Here is a 17,172-nt window from a genome sequence, read left to right on the forward strand (position 1 = left end):
ACCGGGAACAACTTTGGCTCTGTGCCGTTATAGATATTGAGCGTGCTCGACTCAAGGGTGTGATTGCCCGAACCGCTCCGCTGGTACAGTGGCGGTCGTGAGGTTGAGCCGAAGCGCTTCAACTTTATTAATGAATCCCACTTCAACAGGAGGAACTTCAAACACCATGGCACGAGCAGTAGGTATTGACCTCGGTACCACCAACTCCGTCGTCTCCGTCCTCGAGGGCGGCGAGCCGGTAGTTATCGCGAACGCTGAGGGTTCGCGCACCACCCCGTCGGTTGTCGCGTTTGCGAAGAACGGCGAGGTGCTTGTCGGCCAGTCTGCGAAGAACCAGGCTGTCACCAACGTCGACCGCACCGTGCGCTCCGTGAAGCGCCACATGGGCTCCGACTGGTCCATTGACATCGACGGCAAGCAGTACACCCCGCAGGAGATCTCCGCGCGTACGCTGCAGAAGCTGAAGCGCGACGCTGAGGCTTACCTGGGCGACGAGGTCACCGATGCAGTTATTACTGTCCCGGCGTACTTCGAGGACGCGCAGCGCCAGGCCACCAAGGAGGCCGGCCAGATCGCGGGCCTGAACGTGCTCCGCATCGTCAACGAGCCGACCGCGGCTGCGCTCGCGTACGGCCTGGAGAAGGCTGACAGCGAGCAGACCATCCTCGTCTTCGACCTGGGCGGCGGCACCTTCGACGTGTCTCTGCTCGAAATCGGCGACGGTGTCGTCGAGGTGCTCGCCACCGCCGGCGACAACGAGCTGGGCGGCGACGACTGGGACAACCGCGTCGTCGAGTGGCTGGTGGACAAGTTCAAGGCCCAGAACGGCGTCGACCTGTCCAAGGACAAGATGGCCATGCAGCGTCTGCGCGAGGCCGCGGAGAAGGCGAAGATCGAGCTGTCCTCCCAGCAGCAGGCCACCATCAACCTGCCGTACATCACCGTGGACGCGGAGAAGAACCCGCTGTTTTTGGATGAGACCCTGTCCCGCACCGAGTTCCAGCGCATCACCTCCGACCTGCTGGACCGCACCAAGGCACCGTTCAACCAGGTGATCAAGGACGCGAACCTGTCCGTCTCCGACATCGACCACGTTGTGCTCGTCGGTGGTTCCACCCGCATGCCGGCCGTGACCGATCTGGTCAAGGAGCTCACTGGCAAGGAGCCGAACAAGTCCGTGAACCCGGACGAGGTCGTGGCTCTCGGCGCTGCGCTGCAGGCCGGCGTGCTGCGCGGCGACGTGAAGGACGTGTTGCTGCTCGATGTCACCCCGCTGTCCCTCGGCATCGAGACCAAGGGCGGTGTGATGACGAAGCTGATCGAGCGCAACACCACCATCCCGACGAAGCGCTCCGAGACCTTTACGACGGCTGAGGACAACCAGCCTTCCGTGCAGATCCAGGTCTTCCAGGGCGAGCGCGAGATGGCGTCCGCGAACAAGCTGCTCGGCTCCTTCGAGCTGGCCGGCATCGCTCCGGCACCGCGCGGTGTCCCGCAGATCGAGGTCACCTTCGACATCGACGCAAACGGCATCGTGTCCGTGTCCGCGAAGGACAAGGCCACCGGCAAGGAGAACACGATCAAGATCCAGGACGGCTCCGGCCTGTCCCAGGAGGAGATCGACCGCATGATCAAGGACGCGGAGACCCACGCCGACGAGGACCGCAAGCGCCGCGAGGAGCAGGAGACCCGCAACAACGCGGAGACCGCCGCGTACCAGATCCGCAAGTTCATGGACGAGAACTCCGACAAGCTGCCGGAGGACCTTAAGACCCGCGTGACCGAGTCCGCCGACGCTGTGGATGAGGCGCTGAAGGGCGATGACCTTGAGGCGATTAAGGCAGCCGTCGAGAAGCTGAACACCGAGTCCCAGGAGCTGGGCAAGGTGCTGTACGAGGCTGAGGCGAACGCCGGTGCTACCCAGGCCGAGGCCGGCGAGCCGGTCGACGACAACGTGGTGGACGCCGAGGTCGTCGAGGACGACGCCGCCGAGGAGGACAAGTAAATGACGAACCCCAACGTGAACCCACCGATGCCCGACGACCCTGGCGCACCGGAGAACACCGACGAGCAGTACGTGTCCCCGGACCAGGCTGAATCGCTTGCCGACGAAGCAGCCGAAGCCCACGCCTTCGAGGCGGCCGCCGACCCGGAGTCGGGCGCGGACGCTGAGGACCCTCTCACTGAGATCTCGGACGCGGAAATCGCCGACGCGCTCGAGGCCGATTTGGAGGGGATCGGCGACGGCATCGTCGCTGACGCTGACGGCGACGGCACGGTGAGCGACATTGAACTGCAGCTCGCCGAGCGCACCGAGGATCTGCAGCGCCTGAGCGCGGAGTACGCCAACTACCGGCGCCGCACCGAGCGCGAGCGCTCGCAGATTGTCGACCAGACGAAGGCGAAGTTCGTCGAAAAGCTGCTTCCGCTTCTCGACGATCTCGATCTCGCCGAGCAGCACGGAGACCTCGCCGAGGGCCCGCTGAAGTCCTTCGGGGACAAGCTGCGCTCCACGCTGGAGGGCCAGAAGCTGGCCGCCTTCGGCGCGGAGGGCGAGGCCTTCGACCCGGAGATCCACGAGGCGGTCCAGGACCTGTCCTCGGGCGACACCAAGGTCATCGGCACCGTGCTGCGCAAGGGCTACCGCCTCGGCGACCACCTCGTGCGCAACGCGATGGTGATCATCGCCGATCCGGTTGCGGAGTAGTACCCACGCCGCGGGCGAGCGGCACACCCTTGAGAAACATGTAAGCGAAAGGAGGATGCGAGATGGCTATGCAACAAGAGTGGGCCAATAAGGATTACTACGGCGACCTCGGGGTATCCTCGAGCGCCTCTGCCGCCGACATTAAGAAGGCGTACCGCAAGCTCGCGCGCGAGAACCACCCCGACTCCAACCCCGGCAACAAGACGGCCGAGGAGAAGTTCAAGCGCGTCGCGGAGGCGTACGACGTCGTCGGCGACGAGGCGAAGCGCAAGGAATACGACCAGTTCAAGTCGATGATCGGCTCGGGCGGGTTCGGAGGGTTCTCCGGCCGCTTCGGGGGACAAGGAGGTTCCGGGTTCCCGGGCGGGTTTCGCACGACCTCGACGCAGAGCGACTTCGACATCGGAGACCTCAACGACATCTTCGGACCCGGGGCTGGCGGACAAGCTGGAGACGGCGGCCTTGGTGATATCCTCGGTGGCTTCTTTAACCGCGGCGGCGGTGCTGGGCGCAGCGCTCGGCCGTCGCGGGGGGCGGACGTCGAAACCGAAATAAGCATCGACTTCCGCGAGGCCGCCAAGGGCACCACCTTCCCCGTGGAGCTCACCGGCGAAGCCCCGTGCACGACGTGCCACGGTTCGGGTTCCAAGTCCGGCAAGACCCACACCTGCGAGGTCTGCTCCGGCAGCGGCTACATCCGGGAAAACTCCGGCGCGTTCGGCATGGCCCGGCCGTGCACGAACTGCGGCGGCACAGGTGAAGTCATCGAGGATCCGTGCGCGACCTGCGGCGGCACCGGCACCGTGCGCCGGACGCGTTCCATCACGGTGCGCATCCCCGCCGGCGTCGTGGACGGGCAGAAGGTGCGCCTCGCCGGCCAAGGCGAGGCCGGGCCGAACGGCACCCCGTCCGGTGACCTCTTCGTCACCGTGCGCGTGAAGCCTGATGCGGTGTTCACCCGCAGCGGCGACGACCTCGAGATCACCGTCCCCGTCTCCTTCGGCGAGCTGGCTCTCGGCGGCACCATCACGGTGCCGACGCTGGACAAGCCCGTCAAGGTGAAAGTGCCCGCCGGCACGCCGAACGGGCGTACTCTTCGCGTGAAGGGGCGCGGCATCCAGCGCAAATCCGGCACCGCCGGCGACCTGCTGGTGACGGTCGAGGTCCGCGTGCCCAAGGACCTGGATGCCAGCGCCATGAGCGCGCTGCGCACCTACGCCCAGGCGGAGAAGGACTCCGGCTTCGACCCGCGCGCCGGGTGGGCCGGGGCCAAGTAGCGGGAGGTGAGTGGCATGGCAGACGAAAAGTACTACGTCATCTCCGCCGCCGCCGAGCTCACCGGCATGCACGCGCAAACGCTGCGCCAGTACGACCGGCTCGGCCTGGTCACGCCGATACGCACGCGCGGGGGCGGCCGCCGGTACTCCACCCGCGACATCACGATGCTGCGCCGCATCCAGCAGCTCTCCCAGGAGGAGGGCGTGAACCTGGCGGGCATCAAGACAATCATCGAGCTGACCGAACGCATCGAGACGCTCGAGGGTCAGCTCGACACCCAGAGCGCCAAGGTGGAGGAGCTGCAGCGCCAGCTGGTGTCGCGGCGCACGGGCGGCGAGCTGGTGCACGTCCCGCGCTCGACGCAGATCGTGCTTTGGGACGACAGCGTGAGGCGGCGCCGCAAAACCGCCGAGCGGTAGAGAAAAGCCCGAACGGGAGTGATCCTGTTCGGGCTTAAGCTTTCGTCGGAAAGCGAGTTACTTGCGCACGATCTGCTGGTGGTCGTCGCGGTTCAGCACGGAGCGGGCACCGGCTGCACCGGCGAGGGAAGCGATCACGGCGCCGATGATCAGGCCTGCGAAGGTCCACCAGGTGCCGACGGCGGCCTGGTCGGAGATCTCGTCGGCCTTGCGGGCGGCGTCGTCGGCCATCTCGTTGGCCTGCTGCTTCGCGTTGTCGATGTCCTCCTGGGTCACGTTCACGTTCTCCTGGACCTCGTTGCGCGCCTCGTTGATGGCGTCCTCGAGCTCCTGGCGGGTGACGTTCTGGGACGCGTACTCACCAGCCGCGCCGACGGTGGTGCCGGCAGCAGCGCCGAGGGCGGAACCAGCGGAGCCGAGCAGGGAGCCGACGCCGCCGATCACGGAAGCGCCGAGCCAACCGGCGAGGATCAGGGATGCGATAAGCGAGGTCGCCCAGGTAGCGAAGCCGTGGAACAGGCCCGCGCGCACGCCGAGCGCACCGGAGACGTAGCCGGCGGCGGCGAAGGCCACGGCGAGGGAGATCAGCGCGAAGATGCCGGTCGCGATGCCGGAGGAGCCCTGCAGGCCCATCGCGGCAGCGCCGACGCCGAGCAGGATCATGATGCCCAGGAAGGTCACCACGCCGGCGAAGATCGCGCCCCAGGACACGTTGCCGTTGGAGACGTTGTCGGAGCCGGTGCCGATCCACGCTTCCTGGCCGATGTGGTCCTCAGTCTGGTACGCGGTGGAGGTCGTCGCGGCGGCCGGAGCTGCCTCGCGGGTGGTCGTGGTGCGCTTCACGCGCTTGACCTGCTTCGGGTTCTGGTTGGTCATGGGAAATCCTTTGACAGTGAAGTTTCACGGCAGGCCGTGTGCCTGCCACTCCAACGACCGTACGGAAGTTGATGATTCAAAAAAGTCTCAGTTTGATAACACTAACCTCGCTTCCACGCTTTTCGACGTTCGCCTTCTCCCGTATCTCGCCTCCCATTCCTGCCATCGTCGCTGGACAGCGCGGTTTTGGCGCACACGGGCGCGCAGTGAGGACGGCGCTAGCGTGCGATTGCTCACGTTTGCAGCCCTGAAAGCGACCCACGCCACACAAACCCCGGCATGGAAAACCCCAAGCAGCGTTGGGCTGCCCGGGCTTAAAGAACCTACTTGAACTCGATGGACGCCGCGCCGCCGATGTGGCGCAGGTTGGACTTAGCCAGGTCGAAGAGGCGGCCGACGCCGCCCTCGAGGAACGCGGTGCGGGCGCCGGACTTGGCGAAGCCCTTCATCATGTCCCAGGTGATGTCCGGCGGGAGGGACAGCGCGTTCGGGTCGGTGACAATGTCGACGAGCACCGGCCCATCGAAGGCCAGCGCCTCGGCGAGGACCGGCTCGAGGTCGTCCGGATCCTCGATGCGGTAGGACTGGATGCCCACACCCTTGGCGATCTCGGCGTAATTCGCCTCCTCGTGGTCGGTGCCGAAGTACGGCATGCCGGCCACCATCATCTCCAGCTTCACCATGCCCAGGGAGGAGTTGTTGAAGCAGATCACCTTCACCGGCAGCTGGTGCAGCTTGATGGTCAGCAGCTCACCCATGAGCATGCCCAAGCCGCCGTCGCCGGACCAGGAAATCACCTGGCGGTCCGGGAACGCGGCCTGCACGCCGATGGCCATCGGCAGGGCATTAGCCATGGTGCCGTGGAGGAAGGACGCGGCTTCGTCGCGCTTGCCGTTCGGGGTGAGGTAGCGCGAGGACCACACGTTGCACATGCCGGTGTCGACCGTGAAGTAGGCGTCTTCGTCGGCAAGCTTGTCCAGCACGGACGCGGCCAGCTCGGGGTGGATCGGCTTCTTCGCCTCGGAAGCCTTGTGGGTGTAGTGCTCGATGACGTCGTGCAGCAGCTCGTAGTGGCGCTTGAGCATCTTGTCGAGGAACTTGCGGCTCTTCTTCTCCTCGACGTGCGGGAGGATGTTCTCGATGGTGCTCTTCACGTCGCCGACCACCGGGTATTCGACGGTGGTGCGGCGGCCGATGTGGGTGCCGTCGATGTCGATCTGCGCGACGTTCTCGTCCGGCAGCCAGTCGGTGTAGGGGAAGTCGGTGCCGACCATGATGAACAGGTCGCACTCCTCCATCGCCTCGACGCAGGAACCGTAGCCGAGCAGGCCGGACATGCCGACGTCGTAAGGGTTGTCGTACTCGAAGAACATCTTGCCGCGGAAGGTGTGGCCCACCGGCGCCTTGATCTTCTCGGCGAGGGCGAACACCTCGTCGCGGGCGTCGCGTGCACCGTAACCGGCGAAGATGGTGACCTTCTCGGCCTTGTTAATCGCCTCGACGAGGCGGGCGGCCTCGTGCGGGTCCGGGTAGACGCGCTTGCCGGCGCCGGTGGCGTAGACGCCGTCGGCGGTGTGCGGGCCGTCGGCGACATCGGCGGCGAACACGTCGCCCGGCACGACCATCACGGACACGCCGTTGCCGGCCAGCGTGTTCTGCAGGGCGTTGTGCAGCACGCGCATGCCCTGGTCGGCGTTGTGCGCGACCTCGCAGTACGAGGAGCACTCCTGGAAGAGCAGCTCCGGGTGGGTCTCCTGGAAGAAGGAGGAGCCGATCTCGATCGTCGGGATGTGGGACGCAATGGCGAGGACCTTCGCGCCGTTGCGGTGGGACTCGAAAAGGCCCTGCACAAAGTGGGTGTTGCCCGGGCCGCAGGACGCGCCGCACACTGCGAGCTCGTCGGCGGCGAGGGAATCGGCGCCGGCGGCGAACGCGGCGGCCTCCTCGTTGCGCACGTGGATCCACTCGATGTCGCTCTGGCGGACGGCGTCGGAAAGCGGGTTCAGCGAGTCACCCACCAGACCGTAAATGCGCTTCACGCCTTCCTTCTCAAGGCGCTGCACCAACTGCGTGGCGAAGTTCGTCATGATGCTCCTTTTATTGGTCACATATTTGCACCCGCCGATGCTACTGAAGTTTCAACAAGCTGTCCGTGCGCCGCGAGCGCGCTCAGGAACGCCTCGTCGGTGAAGTACGCCCCGTGGTCCCCGCGCACGCCGCCGACCACCTGCGCGCCGTACGCGGCACTACTCGGCGACGCCCCCAGCACGCCCCGCGTCCCAGACCGCAGCGCCAGAATCGGGTCCCGATCCGCGTCCACCACGTACACCTGCGCGTCCGGGCCAGCCAGCGTCAGGTCCGCGGCCGACTCACCGGCGACGCCGGGGCTGCCGAGGAGCCACAGGTCGTCGGCAAGCAAGCCGCGCTCGGCCGCCGCCTGCGTGGCCACGCGCGTGCCGTACGAGTGCGCGACCACAGTTTTCTGCGCCTCCGGGAACCGCTCCTCGAGCGCCGCCTGGAACAGGGCCAGGTTCGCGGAGCCTTCGCTTGCCGACGCCGGGCTGATCGCCAACCCAACCTCCTTCGGCGGCTGATAACCCTGCCACACGACCACGGCGGCACCGGTGCGCGCGGCGATGCGCTGCGCTTTCTCCACCTCGTGCGCGAGGTCGGCGGGATCGCCCGTGGTCGCACCCGCCACCATCGTGATCACGCGCGCGGGATCGGCGGTGTTGCCGACCATCACCGTCGTCGACCGCGGCCCCGCCTCCAGCACGAGCCCGCCCGCATCCTTAACCACAGCGCGTGCAGACGCCGGCAATCCAGCCACGTGGCGCGCCGACAACGCGTGCAAGTCCTCCCCGGGGTGGTTCGCCAGCGCGTCGAACCCCTCCCCGCGCGCCCGGTTGAGCTCGCGCGCGAGCTGCGTATCCAGCTGCAGCGAGAGCTGGTTCAGCCACACGATCAGGCGGTAGTGCTGGTAGCGCACGGCGGTTTCGGCGGCGGCGTCGAGCATCGCCTGGGCCGCGGCGGCGGCCTCGAGGGCCATGCGCATGCGCACCAGCGACGCCGCGCGGGTGTCCAGCGATTCGGCGAGCGCTGTGGTGCGGCGAAGCGCCGCATCGGCGGCGGGGCCGGCGAATCCGGTCGCGGCGAGTTCCGCGGCGGCGCGCCGGGCATCATCCGCGCGAGCCGCGACCTCGCGCTGGGCAAGACCGAGCGCGTCAGCGGCGGCGCGCAGCTCGGCCGGGTCCAGCTGCGGCGCGTACGCGACGGCGGCGACGTTACCCACGGTGCACCCCCAACGCGGCGGCGAGCGAGGCATCGGCGCGCTCCACAGCGGAGGCGAAGCCGGCGATGGCGCTGAGGTGGGAGGAGAGGGCCTGCAAGGAAGCGTCGTAAAGCGAGTGCTCCCTGCTCTGCGCGGCGGCGAGCGCGGCCCCGGCCTGGGACGGGGTAAGACGCGCGACAGGCAGCGGGGAAGTGTCGGGGAGGTGGGCGAGGGCGGAGCGTGCGGTGCGGGGGCCGAGTTCGATGAAGGTCATGCGGCAACAGTGGCAAGCGGCGGCGAACGCGGCAATGGTGCGCGGGCAAACTGTGGATAACCCGGCGAGAAATCAAACTAAAGTTGTCCACATGAAACTCGCCTTATTGCAAACGGTCACTGGCGGCGACGTACGCGAGAACATCGCGCTGCTGACGCCCCTGATCCGCGATGCCGCGGCCGCTGGCGCGACGCTCATTGTGCTGCCGGAGGCCGCCAGCCAGGCCTTCGACCAGGGGCGATTGGACACGCAGGCCGAGGAGTTGGACGGGCAGTTCGCCACCGCGATGCGCAAGCTTGCCGACGAACTTTCCGTCACCATCGTGGCCGGCATGTTCCGCCCCGGCGATACCAATAAGGTCGACGGCAAGGAGCTCAACCGGGTGCGCAACACCGCGCTGATCACCGGCGGCGGGGTGCACAAGGGCTACGACAAGATTCACGCCTACGACGCGTTCGACTACCGCGAGTCCGACACCGTGCAGACTGGCAATGAGCTGGTCACCTTCGTGCACGAGGGCGCGGTGGTCGGCGTGGCGATCTGCTTCGACATCCGCTTCCCCGAGCAGTTCAAGGCTCTGGCCAACCGCGGCGCCGAGGTGATTCTCGTGCCGACGAGCTGGGCGGACGGCCCCGGCAAGCTGGACCAGTGGCGCGCGCTGACGGTGGCCCGCGCACTGGACACCGGCGCGTTCATCGTCGCGCCCGGCCAGGCGCGCCCGGACTGGGAGACGAAGGCCGGCGAGGACTCTGGCCCGACCGGCATCGGCCACTCCGCGGTGGTGAACCCGCAGGGCGTGCGCCTCGCCGAGGCGGGCTACGCGCCGGAGACGCTCATCGTCGACATCGATCTCGCGGAGGTCGCGCAGGCCCGCAAAGCGCTGCCGCTGCTCACCATCACCAACGCCACCGAGATGCGCTAGATCCGCACGAACCAGCCGGGGTCCGCGTCGTGCGCGACCACCTGCGCGCCAGGCACCAGCCCACGCAGCTCGGCGAGGTCCGCCTCGGCGCCGCACAGCACCACGTCCCCCGCGTCCGCGAGCAGCTCGCCGAGCGGCGCCACAACACGCTCCACGCTTGCCGACGCCCGCCTCGTGACCACCTTTCGCCACTCACCCTCGCGCTGCGCCGCCAACGTGACGGTCAGCCACGGCTGCGCGGCGGCGAGTGCGGCGAACGTGCCGGCGTCGTAGATGTCTTCCGGCGCGTCTCCTGCGAGGATGCAGTGCGTCTCGGGGCGCGTGCCGCGCTCCAGCAGGGAGAACACCAAGGCGCGCGCCGCCGCCGCGCCCGTGCCGATGCCCACGATCACCGCCCGCTCACCCTCCAACCGCGGGGCCGCGCCGCGGGGCGCGCCGAGGGTGAGGTAATCGCCGACTGCGAGGTCGAAACCCCCGGCGTCAGCACGCGGGACGTGGAATTCCAGCTGGCCGTAGCCGTTCGCGGGCAGCGCCGGGATGACGCCGCGCCACACGCCCTGCCGGCCAACCTGCATCGCGGGCAGCACTTGGCCGGGGAGGTAGGCGACGGGCATGCCGGACTCGCAACGCACGAGCGCCACACCGCTTAGCGTCTGGGTCACATCCGTGACCTGCGCCGCGACGGCGGGAGCGATGCCGGCGAGGTCCGCGGCCTCAGTCGCCTCGCGCATCACCTCGGCGGCGGCGATGAGAACGTACCGGGCAACATCGTCCGCCCCTGACGCATCCGCGACCATGCCCGCCACCGCCGGGTACTCAGCCGCCGGGAAGCCCACCCGGCGCAAATCCAGCGCCCACGCGCGCATGCGCTCCGCGACCGCGTCCGTGAGTTCGGGGGTGGGGGAGTGGGTGAGGGTGAAAACACAGGCGTCGAGAAGCACCTGCGGAACCTGCGACGCGCCCTCCGGGAACATGCCCGCGGCGGCCGGCCCGTACGCGCCCACGAGGCGCTCGAACACCGCGGCGCGCAAGCGGGCGGCGTCGGCGGTGAGCGCGGCGGGGATCTGCATAGGGCCAAGGGTACCCACCTGCGCACCCCCTCCATTAATGTGCGGAAGCAGTGCAATCCCGATGAGAAAGGTGGCCGACGTGGAGTTCACGCCATACACCCTGCTTACCGACGTCGGCTGGATCTCCGTCCTTCTCATCGTCGGCAACGTGCTGCGCAACCGGCTGCTGGTGCTGCAGAAACTGCTGCTGCCCGCGCCGATCACCGCCGGCCTGCTCGGCCTGCTGCTCGGCCAAGAGGTGCTCGGCGTGATCACCTGGTCGCCGCAGGTGGGCACGTACACCACGCTGCTCATCGCGGTGGTGTTCGCGTCGATGGCGTACTCGATGGAGCTCGGCGGCTCCGTCGCCTCCGGCGCCCGCAACATGTGGGGCTACTCCACCGCCATGTTCATGGGGCAGTGGGGCCTGTTCATCCTGCTCGGCATCTACTTCTTCGCGCCGGTCATGGGCACCGACCCGTGGTTCGGCATGATGCTGCCGGTCGGCTTCGTCGGCGGCTTCGGCACCGCGGCGGCGGTCGGCTCCGCGCTGGAGGAGATCGGGCTCGAAGGTGCCTCGTCGCTCGGATTCACGTCCGCGACCGTCGGCACGCTCATTGCCATCATCGGCGGCGTGATCATGGCCAACTGGGGCATCCGCACCGGGCGCGCGTCCCAGCTCGCCGGCGAGCTGCCGGAGGACCTGCGCACCGGCTACATCGTCAACGAGTCCGAGCGACCGTCGATCGGCAAGGCCACCACCAACCCGTCCTCGATCGAGCCGCTCGCGCTGCACGTCGGCTTCATCGTGTTCACCGTGCTCATCGCCTACACCGTGAACACCCTGATCAAGGGCCAGTGGCCGAACGTGTCCATCCCGCTGTTCGCCATGTCCTTCGTCATCGGCCTCATCGGGCGCGGGCTGCTGCGCGGCTTCAACCGCTCGAACTACCTGGACCGCGACACCGTGACCTCCATCTCCGGCGCCGCCACCGACTACATGATCGCCTTCGGCATCGCTTCCATCGTCCCGGCCGCGCTCGCCGGCTACTGGCAGGCCCTCATCGTGATGTTCCTGCTGGGTACCCTCTTCTGCGTCGTCTGGATGCTCTGGGCCGCGCCGCTCTTCTTCGGCCGCAACTGGCTCGAGCGCGGCATCTTCGGCTGGGGCTGGGCGACCGCCGCCGTGGCCACCGGTATCGCGCTGCTCAAAATGGTCGACCCGAAGCTCAAATCCGGCACGCTCAACGAGTACGGCGTGGCCTACGTCGGCTTCGCGCCCTTCGAGATCGGCATGACCATCCTCGCGCCCATCGCCGTGATCGCCGGCATCACCACGAGTTTCGGCTGGGTCGTCTTCGCCATCGCCGTCGGCGTCGTCATCATGGCGTTCGCCCTCCGCTGGGTCCCCGCGGAGAAAACAGGGCACGCGCCGGAACACGGTGCTTCACGACGCTTAATTTCCTAAGCCCACAAGTGGTCGAGCTTAGTGCCGTGTTGGGCGCGAAACACCGCGCTCATCATCTGGAGTTTTTTGCGGAACTTGTCGGTGAATCCGTCTAACTTTTCCGCGACCTCGACCGGCACAATCTCCAGGATTCTGCGGTGGAGCTCGAAAGCAGCTGCCGAGCGTGGATCGTCTGCGCCTCCGGCAGCGGAGAAGGCAGCCAAGCCCAGCAACACCAATTCGATCTCGTCGGTGGTGAGCTGCAACGGAAATGCGCGCTCGCCGCGTTCGATCCAGTAGCAGCCGCCGAAGCCTGGGCCGCTCTTGATTTTGAAGTCGGCGCCTCTCAGCTGTGCCACATACTTCCGGATCGCGCTCTGGCTGACGCCGAGCTCGCTCGCGAGTTCCGCCGTCGTAAAGCGCGAGCCCCATTGCATGAGCTCGAGCATTCGCAGGCCCCGCAGCGCCGTGGGAACGCGCTCGTGCGGTGCTGGTTCGCTGGTGTCGGACATGATTCGAGTTCATCACGGTTCTTGGCACTCGGCGTGCGAACGCGTGCACATTTCAGTGGACATTGGGGGCGCGATGGCCGGGGGCAGGTTTCGGGGAAGCGGTTTTCCCTTTTATGAAATGGGGTAATTATTGGTATTCGCGGATCTATGTGTGCGGCTCACACATAGAACTGCCGAATCCAGCATTTGACGCATTTCATCGAAAGGTTTGCGTGTCGCCGCCTCCGGGCCCTGCCCTGGCGCCCAGAACTGAGTGGAACAGACTCAACTCTTTGCGCGTTGTCTCTAGTGACATCACTACAAAAGGCATTTGAAACTAAGGAGCAACGCGAACCATGGGATCTTTCAACCCCACAACGAAAACGCAGCAGGCTCTTCAGCAGGCGCTGCAGAAGGCGTCCGCGGCGGGCAACCCGGACATCCGCCCGGCGCACCTGCTGGAGGCTGTACTTACTCAGGAAGAAGGCATCGCGGCGCCGGTGCTCAAGGCAACGGGCGTGGATCCGGAGACCGTCGCGAAGGAGGCGGCGCAGATCGTCGCCGGGTTCCCCAAGGCGGAAGGCCAGAACATGGCCAACCCGAACTTCAACCGCGACGCGCTCAACGCGATTAACGCTGCGCAGGAGCTGGCGGGCGAGCTCGGCGACGAGTTTGTGTCCACCGAAGTCCTGCTCGCGGGTATCGCGAAGGGCTCGGACGAGGCCGCGGAGCTTTTGAAGAAGCGCGGCGCGACGTACGAGGTGCTCAAGGGCGCCTTCCCGTCCGTGCGCGGCGCGAAGAAGGTCACCTCGCAGGACCCGGAGGACCAGTTCCAGGCTCTGGAAAAGTACTCCACCGACCTCACTGCGCGCGCCCGCGAGGGCAAGATCGACCCGGTGATCGGCCGCGACGCGGAGATCCGCCGCGTCGTCCAGGTGCTGTCCCGCCGCACGAAGAACAACCCGGTGCTGATTGGTGAGCCGGGCGTCGGCAAGACTGCCGTCGTCGAGGGTCTCGCGCGGCGCATCGTCGCGGGCGACGTGCCGGAGTCGCTGAAGGGCAAGACGCTGATCAGCCTGGATCTGGGTTCGATGGTTGCGGGCGCGAAGTTCCGCGGCGAGTTCGAGGAGCGTCTGAAGGCGGTGCTCGACGAGATCAAGTCGTCGGACGGCGAGATCATTACGTTCATCGATGAGCTGCACACGATCGTCGGCGCTGGCGCGACCGGTGAGGGCGCGATGGATGCGGGCAACATGATTAAGCCGATGCTGGCCCGCGGCGAGCTGCGCCTCGTCGGCGCGACCACGCTGGATGAGTACCGCAAGTACATCGAGAAGGACGCGGCGCTGGAGCGCCGGTTCCAGCAGGTGTACGTGGGCGAGCCGACGGTGGAGGACACTATCGGCATCCTCCGCGGCCTGAAGGAGCGCTACGAGGTGCACCACGGCGTGCGCATCCAGGACTCTGCCCTGGTGTCGGCCGCGGAGCTGTCGAACCGCTACATCACGAACCGTTTCCTGCCGGACAAGGCGATCGACCTGGTCGATGAGGCGGGCTCGCGCCTGCGCATGCAGATCGATTCCTCCCCGCAGGAGATCGACGAGCTGGAGCGCGTCGTGCGCCGCCTCGAGATCGAGGAGATCGCGCTGGCGAAGGAGTCCGACGAGGCATCCCAACAGCGCCTCGGCGCGCTGCGCCAGGAGCTGGCGGATCAGCGCGAGAAGCTCGGCGAGATGAAGGCTCGCTGGGAGAACGAGAAGGGCGAGGTCAACCGCGTCCAGGCCGCGAAGGAGGAGTTGGAGCGCCTGCGCAACGAGTCCGAGATCGCGGAGCGCGAGGGCGACTACGGCAAGGTGTCCGAGCTGCGCTACGGCCGCATCCCGGAGCTGGAGGCGCAGGTCGCTGAGGCGGAGGCGCAGGCCAGCACGAAGACGATGCTGGTTGAGGAGGTCACGCCTGACGTGATCGCGGAGGTCGTGTCCTCGTGGACCGGCATCCCGGCGGGCAAGATGATGCAGGGCGAGACCGAGAAGTTGCTCAATATGGAGTCGGTGCTGGGTGAGCGCGTCGTCGGCCAGCGTGAAGCGGTCGTCGCGGTGTCTGACGCGGTGCGCCGCTCCCGCGCGGGCGTGGCGGATCCGGATCGGCCGATCGGTTCCTTCCTATTCCTCGGCCCCACCGGCGTGGGCAAGACGGAGCTGGCGAAGGCGCTGGCGGAGTTCCTCTTCGACGATGAGTCGGCGATGGTCCGCATCGACATGAGCGAGTACGGCGAGAAGCACTCCGTCGCCCGCCTCGTCGGTGCCCCTCCGGGATACGTGGGCTACGACGCAGGCGGCCAGCTCACCGAGGCTGTGCGCCGCCGCCCGTACTCGCTGGTGCTTTTCGACGAAGTGGAGAAGGCCCACCCCGATGTCTTCGACGTGCTCCTGCAGGTGCTCGACGAGGGTCGCTTGACTGACGGCCAGGGCCGCACCGTGGACTTCCGTAACACGGTGATCATCCTGACCTCCAACCTGGGCGCGGGCGGCAACCGAGAGCAGATCATGGAGGCGGTGAAGCGGCACTTCAAGCCGGAGTTCATCAACCGTCTCGACGACGTGGTGGTCTTCGAGCCGCTCAGCCAGGACCAGCTGGTGGGCATCGTGGAGATCCAGCTGCAGGATCTCGCGGCGCGCCTCGCCGCCCGCCGCCTCACGCTGGAGGTGTCGGACGCGGCGAAGCACTGGCTGGCGGACCGCGGCTACGACCCGGCCTACGGCGCCCGCCCGCTGCGCCGCCTGATCCAGCAGGCGATCGGCGACCGCCTGGCCAAGAAGCTTCTGGCCGGCGAGGTCCGCGACGGCGACATCGTCCACGTCGACGTGGCCGACGGCGGCGAGGAGCTGGAGGTTGCGGCGCGGTAGTAATACCGCCGTCGGCAAGCGTGGTGCCCTAGACTGCTTGCCATGCAGCCGACCACCACGATCACCACCCGCGTTGCTGTCCCCGGTGTCGAGGACGAGCAGCTCGCGGCGCACCAGCTGAGCCCCACGCACTTCGTGGTGGCCAGCGTGCCGTTCGTGGATACGTCGCTGGCGCTCGGCGACATTGTCGAGTGCGTGCTGGTCGGCGGGCAGTTCCACGTCGACCGCGTGGTGGTGCGCGGCGGCGCGTCGACGGTGCGGATCATGCCCGAGACGGACGAGCCGCACCAGATCGCCGAGACGCTCCTGGCGTTCGGCTGCCGCGTCGAGCTCGGCCCCGGCGGCATGCTGGCGGCCAGCATCGGCGCGGACTGCCCGCGCGAGGGGATTATGGAGTGGCTGGACGGGCTGGAGTCGGACGGCACGATTCAGCAGGCCCCCGGCTTCATGGCCTAAGCTCCGATTTCCTCGGACTGTGACCTCGCGGGTTGCTGGCTAGACTGGCGCGCATGAGCGTCTTTGTCTCCGCCGAAGCCCTGCACGAACGCATCCAAACCGGTAAGAAGCACACCATCCTCGCCGCCCTCTGGGAGTTCAAGGAGGGCAAGGCGTGGTCGAAGTTCCAGTCCGAGCACATCCCGACCGCCCTGTTTTGCGAGCCCGCGTCGCAGCTCGCCGGCATGCCCGGCCGCGCGAACGGCCGCAACCCCATGCCGCACATCGACGTGGTCAACCAGGCAGTGAAGCAGTGGGGCATCGAGCCCGGCCGCCCGACCTACATTTACGACACCGGCAACGGCCTTTTCGCCGCCCGCGCCTGGTTCGTCCTGCGCTGGGCCGGCATCGAGGACGTCCACATTGTCGACGGCGGCTTCGCGGCCTGGGATGCCGCGGACCTGCCCACCGTCGCCGGCCCGGGCAACGTTGTTGTCCCGCGCGAGGTGGAGATTTCCCCCGACCACCTGCCGCTCGCGTCCATCGAGCAGGTCCGCGATTTTCACGGCACGCTTCTCGACGCTCGTTCCAAGCGCCGCTTCGAAGGCCGCCGCGAAATCCTCGACCTGCGCGCCGGCCACATCCCGGGCGCGATCAACCTGCCGGTGTCCGAGCTGTTCAACGAGATCGGCGAATCCAGCGAAGTAAAGGTCAAGAGCCCGGAGGAGATCCGCGCCCGCCTCGCCGAGGTCGGCATCACCGAGGACACCGACCCGGCCAGCGTCATCGTCTACTCCGGTTCCGGCAACCACTCCGCCCTGCTGCTCGCCGCCATGGATCACGCCGGCCTCCCGGTGGTCACCCACTACGTGGGCGGCTGGTCCCAGTGGGCCGCCGACAACCGCAACCCCATCGAGGTCGATGTCTAGTTCGGGTTTTGCGCGGACGCTTGAATCGTCGGCCGCGAGTGCACGGGGCACCGGTGAGTTGCTCAGGCAATGCGTCAAATTCGTGATTCCGCGGATCTATGTGTGGCTCGCGCACATTTATCCGCGGATTCCAAAATGTAGCGCGAAGAGCATTTCGGTGTGCCCCAA

At 67.3% G+C, this 17,172-nt stretch carries 15 protein-coding genes; 9 read left to right on the plus strand and 6 right to left on the minus strand.

Translation table 11 applies throughout. The features are described from left to right. Nucleotides 1-166 precede the first annotated feature (166 nt). From dnaK to M5J20_RS05280, 4 genes are all read left to right on the plus strand, one after another. The gene (dnaK, locus tag M5J20_RS05265) at nucleotides 167-2,005 is read left to right on the plus strand and encodes a molecular chaperone DnaK (protein WP_253577218.1); all 1,839 of its coding nucleotides are present in this window, start codon (nucleotides 167-169) and stop codon (nucleotides 2,003-2,005) included. Further along, the gene (gene grpE, locus M5J20_RS05270; protein ID WP_253577220.1) at nucleotides 2,006-2,707 is read left to right on the plus strand and encodes a nucleotide exchange factor GrpE; all 702 of its coding nucleotides are present in this window, start codon (nucleotides 2,006-2,008) and stop codon (nucleotides 2,705-2,707) included. A gap of 62 nt (nucleotides 2,708-2,769) precedes the next feature. Further along, nucleotides 2,770-3,984, plus strand: a complete 1,215-nt coding sequence (gene dnaJ, locus M5J20_RS05275; protein ID WP_253577222.1) for a molecular chaperone DnaJ — start codon at nucleotides 2,770-2,772, stop codon at nucleotides 3,982-3,984. Nucleotides 3,985-3,999: 15 nt separating this feature from the next. Further along, on the plus strand, nucleotides 4,000-4,404 hold the full coding sequence (locus M5J20_RS05280) for a heat shock protein transcriptional repressor HspR (protein ID WP_253577224.1): 405 nt from the start codon (nucleotides 4,000-4,002) through the stop codon (nucleotides 4,402-4,404). Between the two features lie 57 nt (nucleotides 4,405-4,461). Here M5J20_RS05280 and M5J20_RS05285 read toward each other — a convergent pair whose 3' ends face one another. The 4 genes from M5J20_RS05285 to M5J20_RS05300 all read right to left on the minus strand — a co-directional run bounded on the left by M5J20_RS05285 (nucleotide 4,462) and on the right by M5J20_RS05300 (nucleotide 8,825). Then, nucleotides 4,462-5,280 carry a hypothetical protein gene (locus tag M5J20_RS05285; RefSeq protein ID WP_253577227.1) on the minus strand — a complete coding sequence of 273 codons (819 nt, stop codon included), beginning with the start codon at nucleotides 5,278-5,280 and terminating at the stop codon, nucleotides 4,462-4,464. A 323-nt stretch (nucleotides 5,281-5,603) separates the two neighbouring features. Beyond that, nucleotides 5,604-7,370, minus strand: a complete 1,767-nt coding sequence (locus tag M5J20_RS05290; RefSeq protein ID WP_253577330.1) for a pyruvate dehydrogenase — start codon at nucleotides 7,368-7,370, stop codon at nucleotides 5,604-5,606. 14 nt (nucleotides 7,371-7,384) lie between these two features. Beyond that, nucleotides 7,385-8,572, minus strand: coding sequence for an alpha/beta hydrolase (locus M5J20_RS11495; RefSeq protein WP_253577229.1), 1,188 nt, complete (start codon nucleotides 8,570-8,572; stop codon nucleotides 7,385-7,387). Next, on the minus strand, nucleotides 8,565-8,825 hold the full coding sequence (locus M5J20_RS05300) for a hypothetical protein (protein WP_253577230.1): 261 nt from the start codon (nucleotides 8,823-8,825) through the stop codon (nucleotides 8,565-8,567). The genes M5J20_RS11495 and M5J20_RS05300 overlap by 8 nt, the downstream gene beginning before the upstream one ends. Nucleotides 8,826-8,916: 91 nt before the next feature. Between M5J20_RS05300 and M5J20_RS05305 the strand changes: the two genes are divergently transcribed. Then, nucleotides 8,917-9,747, plus strand: a complete 831-nt coding sequence (locus tag M5J20_RS05305; RefSeq protein ID WP_253577232.1) for a carbon-nitrogen hydrolase family protein — start codon at nucleotides 8,917-8,919, stop codon at nucleotides 9,745-9,747. Here M5J20_RS05305 and M5J20_RS05310 read toward each other — a convergent pair. After that, nucleotides 9,744-10,817 (minus strand): ferredoxin reductase domain-containing protein, encoded by a 1,074-nt coding sequence (locus M5J20_RS05310; RefSeq protein WP_253577234.1) that lies wholly within the window; start codon nucleotides 10,815-10,817, stop codon nucleotides 9,744-9,746. The genes M5J20_RS05305 and M5J20_RS05310 overlap by 4 nt on opposite strands. A 79-nt stretch (nucleotides 10,818-10,896) precedes the next feature. Here M5J20_RS05310 and M5J20_RS05315 point away from each other — a divergent pair, with 79 nt between their 5' ends. Continuing rightward, entirely contained in the window at nucleotides 10,897-12,264 is a 1,368-nt protein-coding gene (locus tag M5J20_RS05315; protein WP_253577237.1) for a sodium/glutamate symporter, read from the plus strand. On the opposite strand, the gene M5J20_RS05320 is transcribed toward M5J20_RS05315, so the two are convergent. Beyond that, a complete protein-coding gene (locus tag M5J20_RS05320) occupies nucleotides 12,261-12,755 on the minus strand; it encodes a helix-turn-helix transcriptional regulator (RefSeq protein WP_253577240.1) in 495 nt (164 codons plus the stop codon). The genes M5J20_RS05315 and M5J20_RS05320 overlap by 4 nt on opposite strands. Before the next feature lie 335 nt (nucleotides 12,756-13,090). Here M5J20_RS05320 and clpB point away from each other — a divergent pair, with 335 nt between their 5' ends. The 3 genes from clpB to M5J20_RS05335 are packed head-to-tail and all read left to right on the plus strand — an operon-like array spanning nucleotide 13,091 to nucleotide 17,004. Continuing rightward, a complete protein-coding gene (clpB, locus tag M5J20_RS05325) occupies nucleotides 13,091-15,640 on the plus strand; it encodes an ATP-dependent chaperone ClpB (protein ID WP_253577242.1) in 2,550 nt (849 codons plus the stop codon). A 42-nt stretch (nucleotides 15,641-15,682) separates the two neighbouring features. Next, on the plus strand, nucleotides 15,683-16,096 hold the full coding sequence (locus tag M5J20_RS05330) for a DUF4265 domain-containing protein (protein WP_253577246.1): 414 nt from the start codon (nucleotides 15,683-15,685) through the stop codon (nucleotides 16,094-16,096). Nucleotides 16,097-16,149: 53 nt separating this feature from the next. Continuing rightward, nucleotides 16,150-17,004 carry a sulfurtransferase gene (locus tag M5J20_RS05335; protein ID WP_253577248.1) on the plus strand — a complete coding sequence of 285 codons (855 nt, stop codon included), beginning with the start codon at nucleotides 16,150-16,152 and terminating at the stop codon, nucleotides 17,002-17,004. Nucleotides 17,005-17,172 lie beyond the last annotated feature (168 nt).

Source organism: Corynebacterium stercoris (genome assembly GCF_024160105.1).
GTDB lineage: Bacteria > Actinomycetota > Actinomycetes > Mycobacteriales > Mycobacteriaceae > Corynebacterium > Corynebacterium stercoris.